This window comes from Roseovarius carneus (assembly GCF_020141465.1).
GTDB lineage: Bacteria > Pseudomonadota > Alphaproteobacteria > Rhodobacterales > Rhodobacteraceae > Roseovarius > Roseovarius carneus.
In genome coordinates, this window is record NZ_JAHSPD010000001.1 from 80,907 (window position 1) to 94,457 (window position 13,551).

Genomic DNA, 13,551 nt, shown 5'->3' on the forward strand with positions numbered 1-13,551 from the left:
TGGCACACCAATTAGATTGAGAAACAGCGGCTTGGCGGTCTGCTCGACAGCGCGTGTAGAGTGATATGCCGTGCTGCAAGGCAGCGCGAACGTTTTCGCACCCGCCTGAAGCGCGCTCCGGCACGGCAAGACAACAAAACGACCACGCAGGATCGCGTATATCAGTCGTGAGATCTAGCGCGCCTCGCAAAATCGCAAAACACCCATCAGTGCCGCAGACGCCGCCTTAGCTTCCGTCACTCGCGCCATGATCAGAGCCGTGGTCCATCGAATGGCCACCTTGGCGCTCAAGATCCACTGGCACTTCGATCTTGATCTCGCCCGCCTGCTCGAAGGTCAGCGTGATCTCCACCATGTCATCCTGCGCCAGAGGCCCGGTCAGCCCCATCAGCATCACATGCTTGCCCCCGCGCTCCAACATCAACGTCTCTCCCGCCGGAAGGACAAAACCCTCCTCGACATGTATCATCCGCATCACGCCATTCGCGTCTTCTTCATGAGTGTGAAGCTCCACCTTCTCCGCCGCAGGCGAGGCGGCTGCGATGAGACGGTCTTCCTCCGCACCAGTATTCATAACATGCATGAACGCAGCGCCAGTCACGGCACCCGGCGACGCGCTGCGCGCATAGGCATCCATCACTTTGATATCTGCAGCAAAGGCTGGCACGGCGATAAAAGCGGCCAAGAGGCCAGCCATAAGGTTACGTGTAGAAATCATTGGGGGGCTCCTCATCTGCCAAATTCTCTGGGACTTATATGGGATGGCAGGGCCTCATTGCCCAGCCCCAAAACGTAAAACAGCCCCGCCGAGAAACCGGCAGGGCTGCTAATCTGTCCCGTAAGGGCCGGATGATCAGGCGTCGGCGCTCAGAGCAGCAGCATTACCGATCTTGGATATCGCTTTTTTGACCTTCAGCGCGTTAGCCGACAGCTCCGTATCCTTGGATTTTGCGAGAAACGCATCAAGGCCACCACGGTGATCCACAGTGCGCAAGGCCGCCGCAGTGATCCGCAGCTTCACACCACGCCCCAAAGCTTCCGATTGCAGCGTCACATCGTTCAGGTTCGGCAGATACCGACGCTTGGTTTTATTGTTGGCGTGGCTCGAGTTGTTCCCGACCATCGGGCCAACTCCCGTAAGTTCACAGCGGCGCGACATGGCGTTATCCTCGTCTTTTCATGCAAGGCCTAAAAGGCCCGTCTAAAAACAAATGGGCACCGCCAAAGGCGCCGCCCCAAAATCCGTTGAGTGTGACTAGGCGGAATCGCTTGGCCCGTCAAGAGCCCGGCACGTCTTTTGCCCCTGTAAGACCAAAAGAGATTTGTGCCTTCGGCGAGGATATTTGAAGCAAGAAGATGATTGCCTCGCCTTTCATTCTTCTTGCCTAAAATAGGCTGGGGGCGGTGAAAGCTGGCACAGCTTTTGCCGGGGGCAGCGCCCCCTAATCCGCCTCATCCCCCAGAAAGCCGCCCGATTGTCGCGACCAGAGCCCGGCATAAACCCCGCCAAGCGCCAGCAATTCGTCATGCGTGCCATCCTCGACCACGCGGCCTTGATCCATCACCACGATACGGTCCATCTGCGCGATGGTGCTGAGACGGTGGGCGATGGCGATCACGGTCTTACCTTCCATAAGGCCAAAAAGCGTGTCTTGAATGGCGGCCTCTACTTCCGAGTCCAGAGCAGAGGTGGCCTCGTCCAGCACCAGAATGGGTGCGTCCTTGAGGATCACCCGCGCGATGGACACGCGTTGTCGCTGCCCCCCGCTCAGCTTCACGCCGCGTTCGCCCACTTGGGCGGCGTAACCCTTGCGGCCCTCGGGGTCTTGCAGATCAAGTATGAAGTCATGCGCTTCGGCCCGTTTGGCGGCTGCAATCATTTGCTCTTTCGTGGCGTCCATGCGCCCGTAGAGCAGGTTGGCGCGGATCGAGCGGTGCAGGAGCGAGCTGTCCTGGCTGACCATTCCGATGGCTTGACGCAGCGAGGTTTGTGTGACACCTCCCACATCCTGCCCGTCGATCTCGATCACGCCTTTTTCCGCGTCGCGGAACCGCAAAAGCAGGTTCACGAGGCTCGACTTGCCCGCGCCTGAGCGGCCCACAAGGCCCACACGCTGGCCCGCCTTGATGCTCAGATCCACCCCGTTCAGGCCGCCATGGCCTTTGCCATAATGATGTGTCACGCCCTTGAAGGCGATGGCTGCTTCGCGCACCTGCAATTGCACTGCGCCGGGCGCGTCCACCACCCCGTGCGGCACAGAGACCGAGCGCAGCCCTTCGCGGATCACGCCTGCATGCTCAAACAGCCGGATGATCACCCACATGATCCACCCCGACATCCCGTTGAGCCGGATGGTCAGCGCCGTGGCCGCCGCCACCTCGCCCACGCTCACGCGGCCTTCGGTCCAGAGCCATATCGCCGGCACCAGCATGCCGAGGATCAGGATGCCGTTGATGATGTTCAGCCCAAAGCTCAGCTCCGTCATCAGCCGCAGGAACCTCTGGAACCGCAGGCGCAGGCGTTTGAACGCAGACAGGACATAGCGCTCCTCCGTGCCCTCATCGGCGAAGAGTTTGATCGTCTCGATGTTGGAATAAGCATCAACGATCCGCGCCGTGGTGGTGGAGCGCGCATCGGACCATTTCTCCGATGCCTCCCCCACCCGCCGCGCGATATAGCGCACGTAAAGCCCATAGATCACCGCCCACGCGATCAGCGGCAGCGCGAGCAAAGGCTCGACACTGGCCAGGATCAGCGACGCGCCCACCACATAGGTGATCGAATACCAGACCCCTTCAAAGGCCATATACGTGGCGTCTTGCACCGCATCGCCCAGCTGCATCACCCGGTTGGTCAGCCTGCCAGCAAAATCGTTCTGAAAGAACGCCGAAGATTGCCCCAGAAGGTGTCTGTGCGCGCGCCAGCGGACTTGTTCTTGCAGGTTTGAGGCCAGCATCTGCTCCAGCAGGAGGTGATTAAGCAGAAACGCAAAAGGGCGCAGCGTGAGGATGAAAATCCCTACCAGGATCAACTCAGCCCCATGATTGGCCATCAGCGTCTCAGGCGTGTTGGCCCCCAGAAGGTCAATCACCCGGCCCGTGTAGAAAATCAGCCCGGTCTCGATCATCGCAACGAGGATGCCGCTACAGGCAAGTGCCACCATCCATTTGCGGAATGGGCCATAATGGGATTTGAGATAAGCCCAAAGTGTCGCTGGAGGCGTCTCGCCCGAGGTCGGTGCGAATGGGTCAATCAGATCTTCGAACTTTTTATACATCACAAATTATACATCATGGGCGCCTTTGGAAAAGCGGTTCAATTGGCCCCAACTCGCTTAGAATGGCGCGCAGAGCGGCCTGCGAAATGTCTTTGGGACAAGGAATATGCGTAGCGCGCGGGCACGAGATGCAGCCCTTAAGCTTGGTAGCGCAGGCGGCGCGGGGTGTCACCTTATTGATTGGCGGCGTCTATAGCTCTTGTATGGAAAGGCACTGCGGGGTGGCAGCTTGGTTTTGATCCTTTTCAGTTGTGGGCGTATTGCGGTAAAGCTGGACTAAAACCAAATGTGCTATTCACAACATTTTTGGAGTAATAATGATGGCAAATTGCTTTCGTTGCGCGTAATGCACATTTCATTACAAAGGGAATGTGGAAATGAAAAAACCATCGAAAATGTCTACGGCGGACCTGAATGCGATGTCGCTGAGCGAGCTCAGATCGCTAGAGAAGAAAGTTGCCAAGGCAATTGGCAAATTTGAGCAGCGCGAGAAAAAGAAAGCGCTGGCGGAATTGAAAGAGCATGCCAAGAAGCTGGGCTTTTCGCTGAACGAATTGACCGGTGGCACGATGCCCGCGAAAGCTCCGAAGAAACCAACCCAGAAAGCCGCGCCGAAATACGCCAACCCCGCAGATACCTCCCAAACATGGACAGGCCGTGGACGTCGCCCGGCTTGGGTTATTGCCGCGCTTGAGGCTGGAAAATCGCTGGATGATATGGCGATTTGAGGGCCCAAGGATTAGGCGTGACGTTCTGAAATTGTTGGGGAAACGTCACTGAGGTAGCTTCAGAAAATGTCACAGGGTGGTTGGTCGCATCAGGCGAAGAGATGATCTGATCATGCATCCTGTCGAAAAACGGTTCGCCGGCTTCACGCCTCTTGGGGTATCCACACCCCGGATCGCGGCGCAAAGGTGATCTCAGACGAATGTGGCTTTGAAGATATCGCGCGTGGCGAAAAGCTGGTCGGGAAAGCAGCGTATAAGGCGGATTATTATCGCTTGCGCGAAGCCTTCCCCGACCAGCTTTGCGAGGTCGAGAACGTAACGGTCAGTTAATGCCGGAACTGGGCAATAGTAGAGTTTTGCAATACAGGCAGACATACTGAAGTCCTGCGTTCAAGCCTTGGGGATTTCGCATCAACCGGAAAGCGGGCCGAAGTCCGCCCTTGTTCGGTTATGAAAGTTAAGGACGCAATAGTGATTAAGGTCGCGACTATTACGACAACGCCCTAATTGTACGGCAATTTGGGTTGGTGCATTAAACTGATTTGCCAGCGCTCATTAGATTAGATCAGCGAAACCGCCCGCACCGAGTTAAAGCTCAGCCCTTACCAATCTCCCGCAGCAGCGCCTCTGCCGCCACGTTCGGGATCATTTCGCCCGCCGCCACCTGCGCGCCCAACCGTTTCATCGCGGCGCGCGCGGGGCCCGTGTCCAATTGCGCCAGAAGTGCGCGGCGCACTTCCTCGCCGAACCAGTATTCGGCCTGTGCTGCGCGGCGCCCGTCAAAATGTCCATGCGTGCGCCGCCAGTCGATCAGGGCACACATCTCGTCCCATGCCGTCTTGAGCCCGGTTTCCTCCAAGGCTGACACCATCAGCGCCTTGGGGAACCCCTCGGGGTCCTGCGGGCGTTTGCGCAAAAGCCTGAGCGCGCCTGCGTAATCCGCGCAGGTGCGTGTGGCCGCTGCTTTCAGATCGCCATCCGCCTTGTTCACGAGAATGATATCGGCAATCTCCATGATGCCGCGCTTGACGCCTTGAAGCTCGTCACCGCCCGCAGGGGCCAGAAGCAGCAGGAAGAGATCCGACATCTCCGCCACCACCGTCTCGGATTGTCCGACGCCCACCGTCTCGATCAGCACCGCGTCAAAACCCGCCGCCTCGCACAGCGCCACCGCCTCGCGCGTACGCCGCGCCACACCGCCCAGATGGGTCTGGCTGGGCGAGGGGCGGATGAAGGCCGCAGGGTTGCGGCTCAAAAGTTCCATCCGCGTTTTGTCGCCAAGGATCGAGCCACCCGAACGGGTGGAGCTGGGATCAACCGCCAGAACCGCCACACGCTGATCCATCTGGGTCAGCATGGTGCCAAACCCTTCGATAAACGTGGATTTTCCGACACCCGGCGTGCCGGACAGACCGATGCGCAAGGCCTGCCGTCCATTCCCCTTCAGACGCTCCAGCAATTGGGAAGCGGCGGCGCGATGATCGGCCCGGCTGCTCTCGACCAAGGTGATGCCCCGGCTCAGCGCACGCCGATCCCCTTTGACAATTCCCGCTTCGAGTTGTGCAATGTCCATGGGGCGCCCCAGTTGGCAAAAGGTTGCGCACCTTGATGCCTTTTGAGGCGGGCTAAGTCCAGCCCGACGGAAGGGTTTTGAAAAAGGGGGGCGCAGGATGCGCAGGACGATACTCATCGCAGCACTTCTGGGCCTCATGGCCTTCGCCCCAAACGCCCGCGCCGAAGGCGACACGGCGGCTGTATTCGACGTGCGGCTTTTGGGCCTCAAGATGGGGCGGATGACGCTGGCCGGGCGCATCGCGGATGGTGCCTATGTGGTGCGCTCAGAATTTGCGACGACGGGCGTGGGCTCCATCGCGCGGGTCTCATTTGACCTTGCGGCGCGCGGCGGGCTGGCCCAGCGCCTCTTCCGCCCCATCAGCTATTCCGAGCGGATTGACACGGGCCGCCGCCAATCCTCGGCCGAATTGCGCTATTCAGGCGGGGTGCCCCGTGTGGTGGGCGGCACGCTCGCGGCCAAGGAAAACCTGCTCGATCCAAGCACCCAGGGCGGCACGCTCGATCCGCTGAGCGCACTTTTTGCGGCCTTGCATGACCGGGCCGATGTGGCGCTTTGCGATGTGGATGTGGTCCTTTTCGACGGCGCGCGCCGGTCGCGCCTCGCTATGACCAATCGTAGCCAAGACGGCACGACGGTCACATGCTCCGGTGCCTATACCCGGCTCGATGGCTTTTCCGCGCGCGAGCTTGAGCGACAGACCGTCTATCCATTCTCGGTCACCTTTGCGCCCAACGGCACGCGGATGCAGGCGCAACGTGTCACGGTGCGCTCCAGCTATGGCACCGCCGAGCTTTTGCGCCGATAAGCAGCCCCCATGGCCCAAACACTCCCCATCCACGCCGCCCTGCCCGCGCTTCTGGCCGCGCTCAGCGCCAAGGGCCGCGCCGTGCTGCAAGCCCCCCCCGGCGCGGGCAAGACGACCGTGGTGCCGCTGGCCCTGCTGGAGCACGGCATATCGGGCCGTATCGTGATGCTGGAGCCGCGCCGCCTTGCCGCCCGCGCCGCCGCTGAGCGGATGGCCGAGACACTGGGCGAGCCTGTGGGCCAGACTGTGGGCTACCGCGTGCGCGGCGAGGCCAAAGTGAGTGCCGCCACCCGTATTGAGGTGGTCACGACAGGCATCCTTACGCGCCGCATACAGTCCGATCCAGGGCTGGAGGGGATAGGCGCGGTTCTCTTTGATGAATTTCACGAGCGCAGCCTCGACAGCGATCTCGGTCTTGCCCTCTGCCTTGAGATCCGCGCCGCCCTGCGCCCGGATCTGCACCTCTTGGTAATGTCTGCCACGTTGGACGCGGCACCCGTTGCAGCCCTCATGGACGACGCCCCCGTGATCACATCGGAGGGTCGCACCTATCCCGTCACCACGGTCCATCTGGATCGCCCGCGCCCAAAGGCGCAAAGGCGCGAGGCGGCACTGGCCGATCTCACCTGCCGCGCGTTGGACGAAACCACAGGCGGCGTGCTCGTCTTTTTGCCCGGCGCGGGCCAGATCACCCGGCTGGCCGCCCTCCTAAAAGACCGCATGCCGGGGGGCACCCATATCCGCCCCCTCTTCGGCGCTATGGAATTTGCAGCCCAGCGCGCGGCCATGGCCCCCGCGCCGTCTGGCCGCAAGGTGGTGCTCGCAACCTCCATCGCGGAGACGTCCCTCACGATCGAAGATATCCGAGCCGTGGTCGATGGCGGCCTCGCCCGGCGCGCGCGCATGACGGGCGCGGGCATGTCGCGGCTGGTGACGGAGCCTGTGAGCCGGGCCGAGGCCACGCAGCGGCAGGGGCGCGCGGGCCGCGTGGCCCCCGGCACGTGCTATCGCCTGTGGACCCGCGCCGAGGAAGGCGCGCTTCCGGCCTTCCCACCCGCCGAGATCGAGACGGCGGATCTGGCCCCGCTCGCGCTCGAGCTGGCCCTTTGGGGCGCGCGCCCGGAGGCGATGCCCTTTCTCACGCAGCCGCCGCAGGGCCCCTATGCCGAGGCCAAGGCGCTGCTGGAGATGCTAGGAGCGTTGGATGCGCGTGGGCAGATCACAGACCATGGTCGCGCTTTGGCGGGTCTGCCGCTGCACCCTCGGCTGGCCCATATGCTGGCCCTCGCAGGGCCGGACGGGGCGCTTCTTGCGGCGCTCCTCGCCGAGCGTGATCCGCTGCCGCACAGTGCGCCCTCGGACCTCGCGCTGCGCCTGAAAGCGCTGCGGCGGCCCAAGGCCGATCACCCATATACCCCCAACCGCGCCACGCTCCAACGCATCACGGCAGAGGCCAAACGCCTGAGCAGCAGTGCGAAGACCACACGCACAGGGCCTAAACCCGCGCCCCTCTCGGACGCCGCCATGGCCGCCCTCGCCTATCCCGACCGTATCAGCCTGCGCCGCCCCGGCGACGATCCGCGCTATCTTCTGTCGGGTGGCAAAGGCGCACATCTGGCCTCTGACGATACCCTCGCAAACACCCGCCTGCTGGTCGCCACGGAGCTTGACGGCAACCCCCGCGAGGCCCGCATCCGGCAGGCCATCCCCCTGCCCGAGACCGATCTGCGTGCGCTTTTTGGAGACAAGATCGCGTGGCATGATATCTGCGACTGGTCCGCACGCGACCGCCGCATCCGCGCGCGCAGCCAAGAGCGTTTCGGCGCGATCACCCTGCAAGACCGCCACTGGAAAGACGCGCCCGACGCGGCCCATAGACGCGCCATGCTGGACGGTATCCGCAGCCTCGGCCTCAGTTGGAGCGCGCCTGCCCGCCTCTTTGCCGCCCGCGTGCGTCTCCTGCGCGCGCAACATCCGGACCTGCCCGATCTGTCCGACGCAGCCCTGATGGAGAGCGCCGCCGACTGGCTGCTGCCGTATCTGGGCGGGCTGCGCTCGGCGGAGGATTGGAAACGGTTTGATATGACGAACGCGCTGCGCGCCCGGCTCGATTATGACCAGATGCGGCGCGTCGATGTGGGCGCGCCTGCGTATTTCACCACGCCGCTGGGCCGCAAGATCCCCATCGACTACGCAACAGAGCCGCCCGAAATCCAGCTGCGCCTGCAAGAGATGTTCGGCCAGACCCGCCACCCGGATGTGGGCGGCACGCCACTGCGCGTCACGCTTTTGTCGCCCGCCGGGCGGCCTGTGCAGACCACACTCGATATTCCGGGGTTCTGGAACAGCTCCTACAGCGATGTGCGCAAGGATATGCGCGGGCGCTATCCGCGCCATCCGTGGCCCGAAAACCCGCGTGAGGCCGACCCGACCCTGCGGGCCAAACCGCGCAAGTAACGCGGCCCGGCTTTAAAGCGTTTCGCCTTAAACTTGAGGCACTCAATTGAGGCAAAACGCGCGGAACGCTCAAATGATGTGCGCATTTTATAAAAACCAGTGATTCAGGTTTTCGCGAAACGCTTTAATCCCACCAAGGCCCATGATGTTTGCCAGGCCTGTCGCGCCGCTCAAACCCATGCCGCCCGAAGAAATCACGCTGCGCCTGAATGATGTTCGCCGTACCGCACCCCTGTCGCATCGTGTCATACCAACTGAGCGCCGCCGCCATCGCAGGCACCGCATGGCCTTGGGTCACGGCCCCCGCCACCACGGCCCGAAGCGCGGGTATCGTCTGCCCCAGACGCGCCGCCATGGCGGGCGCAAGGATCAGCTGACCGCCCGGAAGCTCGCCGCGAAACGCCTCCGAGATATCATCGAGCAGCGCCGAGCGGATGATACACCCCGCGCGCCAAATCTCTGCAATTCTTGCGAAATCGAGTTGCCAGTCATATTCCTCAGACGCCGCCGAGAGAATACGGAACCCCTGCGCATAGCTTAAGATACGCGCCGCCAAAAATGCCTCTGAAAGCTGCGCTTCCGTCAGGCCAAGCGCGCCTCTGTCGCCGCCCAAAACCTCTTGCGCCACGGCGCGCACGGACAGCTCAGACGACCAACTGCGCGCGCCCACAGCGGCCTCGATCATATTGGCTGATTGGCCCAACCGCACGGCCTCCACCACGCTCCAGCGGCCTGTGCCTTTCTGGCCTGCCGCATCGCGGATCACGTCCACTATGGGGCCTCCCGTGATGACGTCATCATAGCCCAGCGCACGCCCTGTGATCTCCACCAGATAGGAGCGGAGCGGCCCCTCATTCCAGCGGGTGAACATCGCACCTATTTCTTTGGGGCTGCGTCCTGCGCCATTGCGCTCAAGCCCGTAAACCTCTGCAATCGCTTGCATATCGGCGTATTCGATGCCGTTGTGAACGGTCTTGACGAAATGCCCGGCGCCATCGGAGCCAAGGTGATCGACGCACGCGTCGCCCTCATAGCGCGCCGCGATCGCGGTCAAAACGGGCTCCAGCTGCGCCCAGCTATGCGGGCTGCCGCCCACCATCATAGAAGGGCCGTGCCGCGCGCCTGCCTCACCGCCAGATACGCCCATGCCGACGAAATGCAGCCCCTGCGCCTCAAGCGCTGCTGCGCGCCGCCGTGTGTCGTGAAAATTGGCATTGCCGCCGTCAATCACCGTGTCGCCCTCAGCGAGCAAGGGCGCGACCGTCTCCAGCATCGCATCCATCGGCGCGCCGGAGGGGATCATGAACAAGATGACACGCGGGGTTTTAAGCGCTGCGACAAACGCTTCCAGCGCCTCGAACCCTTGGAGCTTTTGGGTCAACGCCCCCGCCTCAGCCAGAAACGGCGCCACCCAGCCTGCCTCGCGATTGGTCACGGCCACGTCAAAGCCTTGCTCGGCCATGTTGAGCGCCAAGGCGCTGCCCATCGTGCCAAGCCCGTATACGCCGATCTGCGCCTTGCCCAAACGGCCATCCTCCCCGCTATGTGAGCCGTAGCCTAAGGCGCATCGCGCCGTTTGCAAAGCGTGTGTCGGCGGAATGTCCCGCAGGGATTGGAACGTGCTGTTCTCAGAGGCCCAGACACCAGCGCATAACCGCCTTTTGCGCATGCAGACGGTTCTCAGCCTCATCAAAGACAACCGAGTTGGGTCCGTCCATAACCGCGCTTGTCGCTTCCTCCTCGCGGTGCGCGGGCAAGCAATGCATGAAGAGCGCATCCGGTTTGGCCGAGGCCATCAGCGCCTCGTTCACCTGATAGGGGCGCAGCATGTTGTGACGCCGTTCCTTGGCCGATTGACTGTCATGCATGCTGACCCAGGTATCCGTCACGACCAGATCCGCACCCTCGACCGCCTTGTGAGGATCACGCTCAATCTTGATCGCGCTGCCGGCCTTGCGCGCAAGACCGATGAACTCTTCCTCCGGGTCGAGCTGTTTGGGGCCGGTGAAAGTGAGGTCGAACCCAAATTGCCCCGCTGCATGCAGAAAGGACGCGCAGACATTGTTGCCATCCCCGGACCAGACCACCTTCTTGCCTTTGATCGGACCGCGATGTTCCTCAAACGTCAGGATATCGGCCATGATCTGACAAGGATGCGTGCGATCGGTGAGACCGTTGATCACGGGCACATCGGCATATTCGGACATCTCAATCAGCACGGATTCGTCAAAGGTGCGGATCATGATGAGATCCACATAGCGGCTGAGCACGCGGGCCGTGTCGGCAATCGTCTCGCCATGCCCAAGCTGCATATCGGTGCCCGACAGCAACATCGTCTGCCCGCCCATCTGCCGCACCCCCACATCAAAGCTGACGCGGGTGCGGGTGGAGGGCTTCTCGAAGATCAACGCGACCATCTGGCCCTCAAGCGCACGGTCATCATCGGGCGCGCCGCGCGCGCGGCCTTGGCGCGCAGATTTCATGGCAGCAGCAGTGTCGATGATGCCGCGCAAGGCCGTGGGATCGGTTTTGTGGATGTCGAGAAAATGGTTCATGGCGATATGCCTTTTGCAAGCGATGGCGCGGGGGCTGTCTGCCCCCGGACCCCCGAGGATATTTCTAGCAAGAAGATGAGAGGGCGCGGGCCACAGTGTCCAGACGGTTCAGCGCCTCGGCAATTTCATCCGCGTCGATGGTCAGCGGGGGCAAGAGGCGCACCACATTGTCTGCGGCGGGCACGGTGCACAGGTGTGCATCATAAGCCGCACTCACCACATCGGTGTTGGGCAGTTTGCATTTGAGGCCCAGCATGAAGCCGCTGCCGCGCACGGCCTCGAACACATCCGGATGCGTGGCCACCAGACCTTCAAGCCCTTGGCGAAACAGGCCCGCGCGGGCGCGCACATCCGCGAGGAAAGCAGGATCGGCAATGTGGCGCATCACGGCGTTGCCCACGGCACAGGCCAGCGGGTTGCCACCATATGTCGAGCCATGTGTTCCGGCGGTCATGGCGCTGGCCGCGTTTTCAGTCGCGAGAACAGCGCCCAGAGGGAAGCCCCCGCCGATGCCTTTGGCGACCATCATAATGTCTGGCTCCACCCCCGCCCATTCATGCGCAAAGAGCCGCCCCGTACGGCCCATGCCACATTGCACCTCATCGAGGATCAGCAGGATGCCGTGGCTGTCGCACAGATCGCGCAAGCCCTTGAGGCACGGGTCAGGCAGTGGGCGGATGCCGCCCTCGCCTTGAACGGGCTCGATCAGGATGGCGGCGGTCGTGTCTGTGATCGCGGCGTTCAACGCGTCGTGATCGCCCCAAGGCAGGTGTTTGAAACCCGGCAGAAGCGGCCCGAACCCGTGGGTCATCTTCTCAGAGCCTGCGGCGGCGATCCCTGCGGCGGAGCGGCCATGGAACGCGCCCTCAAAGGCGATGATGTCCGTGCGCTCCGGCTGCCCTTTGTCGAAGAAATGCCGCCGGGCCATTTTGACGGCCAATTCGCAGGCCTCGGTGCCGGAATTGGTGAAGAACACCGTGTCGGCGAAACTCACCTCCGTCAGGCGGTCGGCCAGCTCTTGTTGCGCGGGGATTTTATAGAGGTTGGACGTGTGCCAAAGCGCGCCCGCCTGCTCGGTCAGCGCCTCGACAAGTGCGGAATGGGCGTGGCCCAGCGCGTTCACCGCGATCCCTGCGCCCAGATCGAGAAAGCGACGGCCATCCTGCTCAAAGAGCCAGCTTCCGGCGCCGCGCACGAAGGTGAGCGGCGCGCGATTATAGGTGGGCAGGATGGAGGGGATCATGGCGGCTCTCACTTCGGGATCAAGGGCATTGACCTGCCCGAGCGGCGCTAGCCTGTCAACGAAAATGTCCCTCCGCAGGCGGGGCCCGTAGGCTCAGGCCTTGAGCCGTGTGCCCCGCGTGAACATCCAAAACGCCAAGGTGCAAACCGCCAGTGTTGTTGCAATCGCGATCACGGCACCGAGTGCGGGCGGGCTGTCGGAGACGCCGATCACGGCAAAGCGCAGCCCGTCGATCAGATAAAACATCGGGTTGAAATGGGTAATATACCACAGCACGGGCGGCAGCGCCTCGACCGAGTAGAACGTGCCCGACAGAAACGCGAGCGGGGTCACAACGAAATTGGTGACAGCCGCCATTTGGTCGAACTTGTTGGCATAGATGCCTGCCAAGATCCCCAACGCCCCCAGAAGGGCCGCGCCAAGCACCACATAGCCCAGCGCCATGAGAGGGTATTGCGGCAAGATCCCCAGGCTCAGCCAGAGCCCCGCCGAGAGGCCCAAAGCCACCACAAGCCCACGCCCAATGGCCCCGGCAAGATAGCCCAGAACCAGCTCCAGCGGCGACAAGGGCGGCATGAGCGTATCGACGATATTGCCCTGTACCTTACCGATCACGATGGACGAGGAAGTGTTGGCAAAGGCGTTCTGGATCACCGTCATCATCAGGATGCCCGGTGCGATGAAGGTGGTGAAATCCACACCCATCACATCGCCCCGGCGTGGCCCGATGGCGATGGTGAAAATTATCAGGAACAGCCCCGCCGTCACCAAAGGGGCCAGAAGGGTTTGCGTCCAGACCGACAAAAACCGCTGCCATTCGCGGATGCAGAGAGTGTAGAGCCCCAGCCAATTGACGGCCCCGAACCGCCGCGTGCCCATTTGCGAGATGTCGTGCATATGTGTGGCCTT

General features: G+C 62.2%; 12 protein-coding genes. 4 read left to right on the forward strand and 8 right to left on the reverse strand.

Features of this window, described 5'->3' with window-relative positions; genetic code table 11:
- Positions 1-226: 226 nt before the first annotated feature.
- From KUD11_RS00445 to KUD11_RS00455, 3 genes are all read right to left on the reverse strand, one after another.
- Positions 227-718, reverse strand: coding sequence for a copper chaperone PCu(A)C (locus tag KUD11_RS00445; RefSeq protein WP_109387573.1), 492 nt, complete (start codon positions 716-718; stop codon positions 227-229).
- Positions 719-853: 135 nt separating this feature from the next.
- Entirely contained in the window at positions 854-1,159 is a 306-nt protein-coding gene (rpmB, locus tag KUD11_RS00450; RefSeq protein ID WP_109387571.1) for a 50S ribosomal protein L28, read from the reverse strand.
- 283 nt (positions 1,160-1,442) lie between these two features.
- Positions 1,443-3,278 (reverse strand): ABC transporter ATP-binding protein, encoded by a 1,836-nt coding sequence (locus tag KUD11_RS00455; protein ID WP_109387569.1) that lies wholly within the window; start codon positions 3,276-3,278, stop codon positions 1,443-1,445.
- Positions 3,279-3,655: 377 nt separating this feature from the next.
- Between KUD11_RS00455 and KUD11_RS00460 the strand changes: the two genes are divergently transcribed.
- Both KUD11_RS00460 and KUD11_RS00465 read left to right on the forward strand, forming a co-directional pair.
- A complete protein-coding gene (locus KUD11_RS00460; protein ID WP_224380119.1) occupies positions 3,656-4,006 on the forward strand; it encodes an H-NS histone family protein in 351 nt (116 codons plus the stop codon).
- A 186-nt stretch (positions 4,007-4,192) separates the two neighbouring features.
- Positions 4,193-4,336: a nuclear transport factor 2 family protein gene (locus KUD11_RS00465; RefSeq protein ID WP_181375333.1), complete on the forward strand. Its 144-nt coding sequence runs from the start codon at positions 4,193-4,195 to the stop codon at positions 4,334-4,336.
- Positions 4,337-4,601: 265 nt separating this feature from the next.
- Here the strand turns inward: KUD11_RS00465 and meaB are convergent, their stop codons facing one another.
- A complete protein-coding gene (gene meaB / locus KUD11_RS00470; protein WP_109387567.1) occupies positions 4,602-5,579 on the reverse strand; it encodes a methylmalonyl Co-A mutase-associated GTPase MeaB in 978 nt (325 codons plus the stop codon).
- 97 nt (positions 5,580-5,676) lie between these two features.
- Here meaB and KUD11_RS00475 point away from each other — a divergent pair, with 97 nt between their 5' ends.
- Both KUD11_RS00475 and hrpB read left to right on the forward strand, forming a co-directional pair.
- On the forward strand, positions 5,677-6,387 hold the full coding sequence (locus KUD11_RS00475; protein ID WP_109387565.1) for a DUF3108 domain-containing protein: 711 nt from the start codon (positions 5,677-5,679) through the stop codon (positions 6,385-6,387).
- Between the two features lie 9 nt (positions 6,388-6,396).
- Complete coding sequence (hrpB, locus tag KUD11_RS00480) at positions 6,397-8,844, forward strand: ATP-dependent helicase HrpB (protein WP_109387563.1); 2,448 nt, start codon at positions 6,397-6,399, stop codon at positions 8,842-8,844.
- Between the two features lie 124 nt (positions 8,845-8,968).
- Here the strand turns inward: hrpB and gndA are convergent, their stop codons facing one another.
- From gndA to KUD11_RS00500, 4 genes are all read right to left on the reverse strand, one after another.
- Entirely contained in the window at positions 8,969-10,369 is a 1,401-nt protein-coding gene (gene gndA, locus KUD11_RS00485) for an NADP-dependent phosphogluconate dehydrogenase (RefSeq protein WP_224380120.1), read from the reverse strand.
- Between the two features lie 103 nt (positions 10,370-10,472).
- A complete protein-coding gene (gene argF / locus KUD11_RS00490) occupies positions 10,473-11,399 on the reverse strand; it encodes an ornithine carbamoyltransferase (RefSeq protein ID WP_109387559.1) in 927 nt (308 codons plus the stop codon).
- 64 nt (positions 11,400-11,463) lie between these two features.
- Positions 11,464-12,642 carry an aspartate aminotransferase family protein gene (locus tag KUD11_RS00495; protein WP_109387557.1) on the reverse strand — a complete coding sequence of 393 codons (1,179 nt, stop codon included), beginning with the start codon at positions 12,640-12,642 and terminating at the stop codon, positions 11,464-11,466.
- 93 nt (positions 12,643-12,735) lie between these two features.
- Positions 12,736-13,539 carry an ABC transporter permease gene (locus tag KUD11_RS00500; protein WP_109387555.1) on the reverse strand — a complete coding sequence of 268 codons (804 nt, stop codon included), beginning with the start codon at positions 13,537-13,539 and terminating at the stop codon, positions 12,736-12,738.
- Between the last annotated feature and the right edge of the window lie 12 nt (positions 13,540-13,551).

Bases quoted from the DNA above. Each gene is read 5' to 3' on its own strand.
- KUD11_RS00445 (WP_109387573.1), bottom strand. From the start codon at position 718: ATGATTTCTACACGTAACCTTATGGCTGGCCTCTTGGCCGCTTTTATC.
- rpmB (WP_109387571.1), bottom strand. From the start codon at position 1,159: ATGTCGCGCCGCTGTGAACTTACGGGAGTTGGCCCGATGGTCGGGAAC.
- KUD11_RS00455 (WP_109387569.1), bottom strand. From the start codon at position 3,278: ATGTATAAAAAGTTCGAAGATCTGATTGACCCATTCGCACCGACCTCG.
- KUD11_RS00460 (WP_224380119.1), top strand. From the start codon at position 3,656: ATGAAAAAACCATCGAAAATGTCTACGGCGGACCTGAATGCGATGTCG.
- meaB (WP_109387567.1), bottom strand. From the start codon at position 5,579: ATGGACATTGCACAACTCGAAGCGGGAATTGTCAAAGGGGATCGGCGT.
- KUD11_RS00475 (WP_109387565.1), top strand. From the start codon at position 5,677: ATGCGCAGGACGATACTCATCGCAGCACTTCTGGGCCTCATGGCCTTC.
- hrpB (WP_109387563.1), top strand. From the start codon at position 6,397: ATGGCCCAAACACTCCCCATCCACGCCGCCCTGCCCGCGCTTCTGGCC.
- argF (WP_109387559.1), bottom strand. From the start codon at position 11,399: ATGAACCATTTTCTCGACATCCACAAAACCGATCCCACGGCCTTGCGC.
- KUD11_RS00495 (WP_109387557.1), bottom strand. From the start codon at position 12,642: ATGATCCCCTCCATCCTGCCCACCTATAATCGCGCGCCGCTCACCTTC.
- KUD11_RS00500 (WP_109387555.1), bottom strand. From the start codon at position 13,539: ATGCACGACATCTCGCAAATGGGCACGCGGCGGTTCGGGGCCGTCAAT.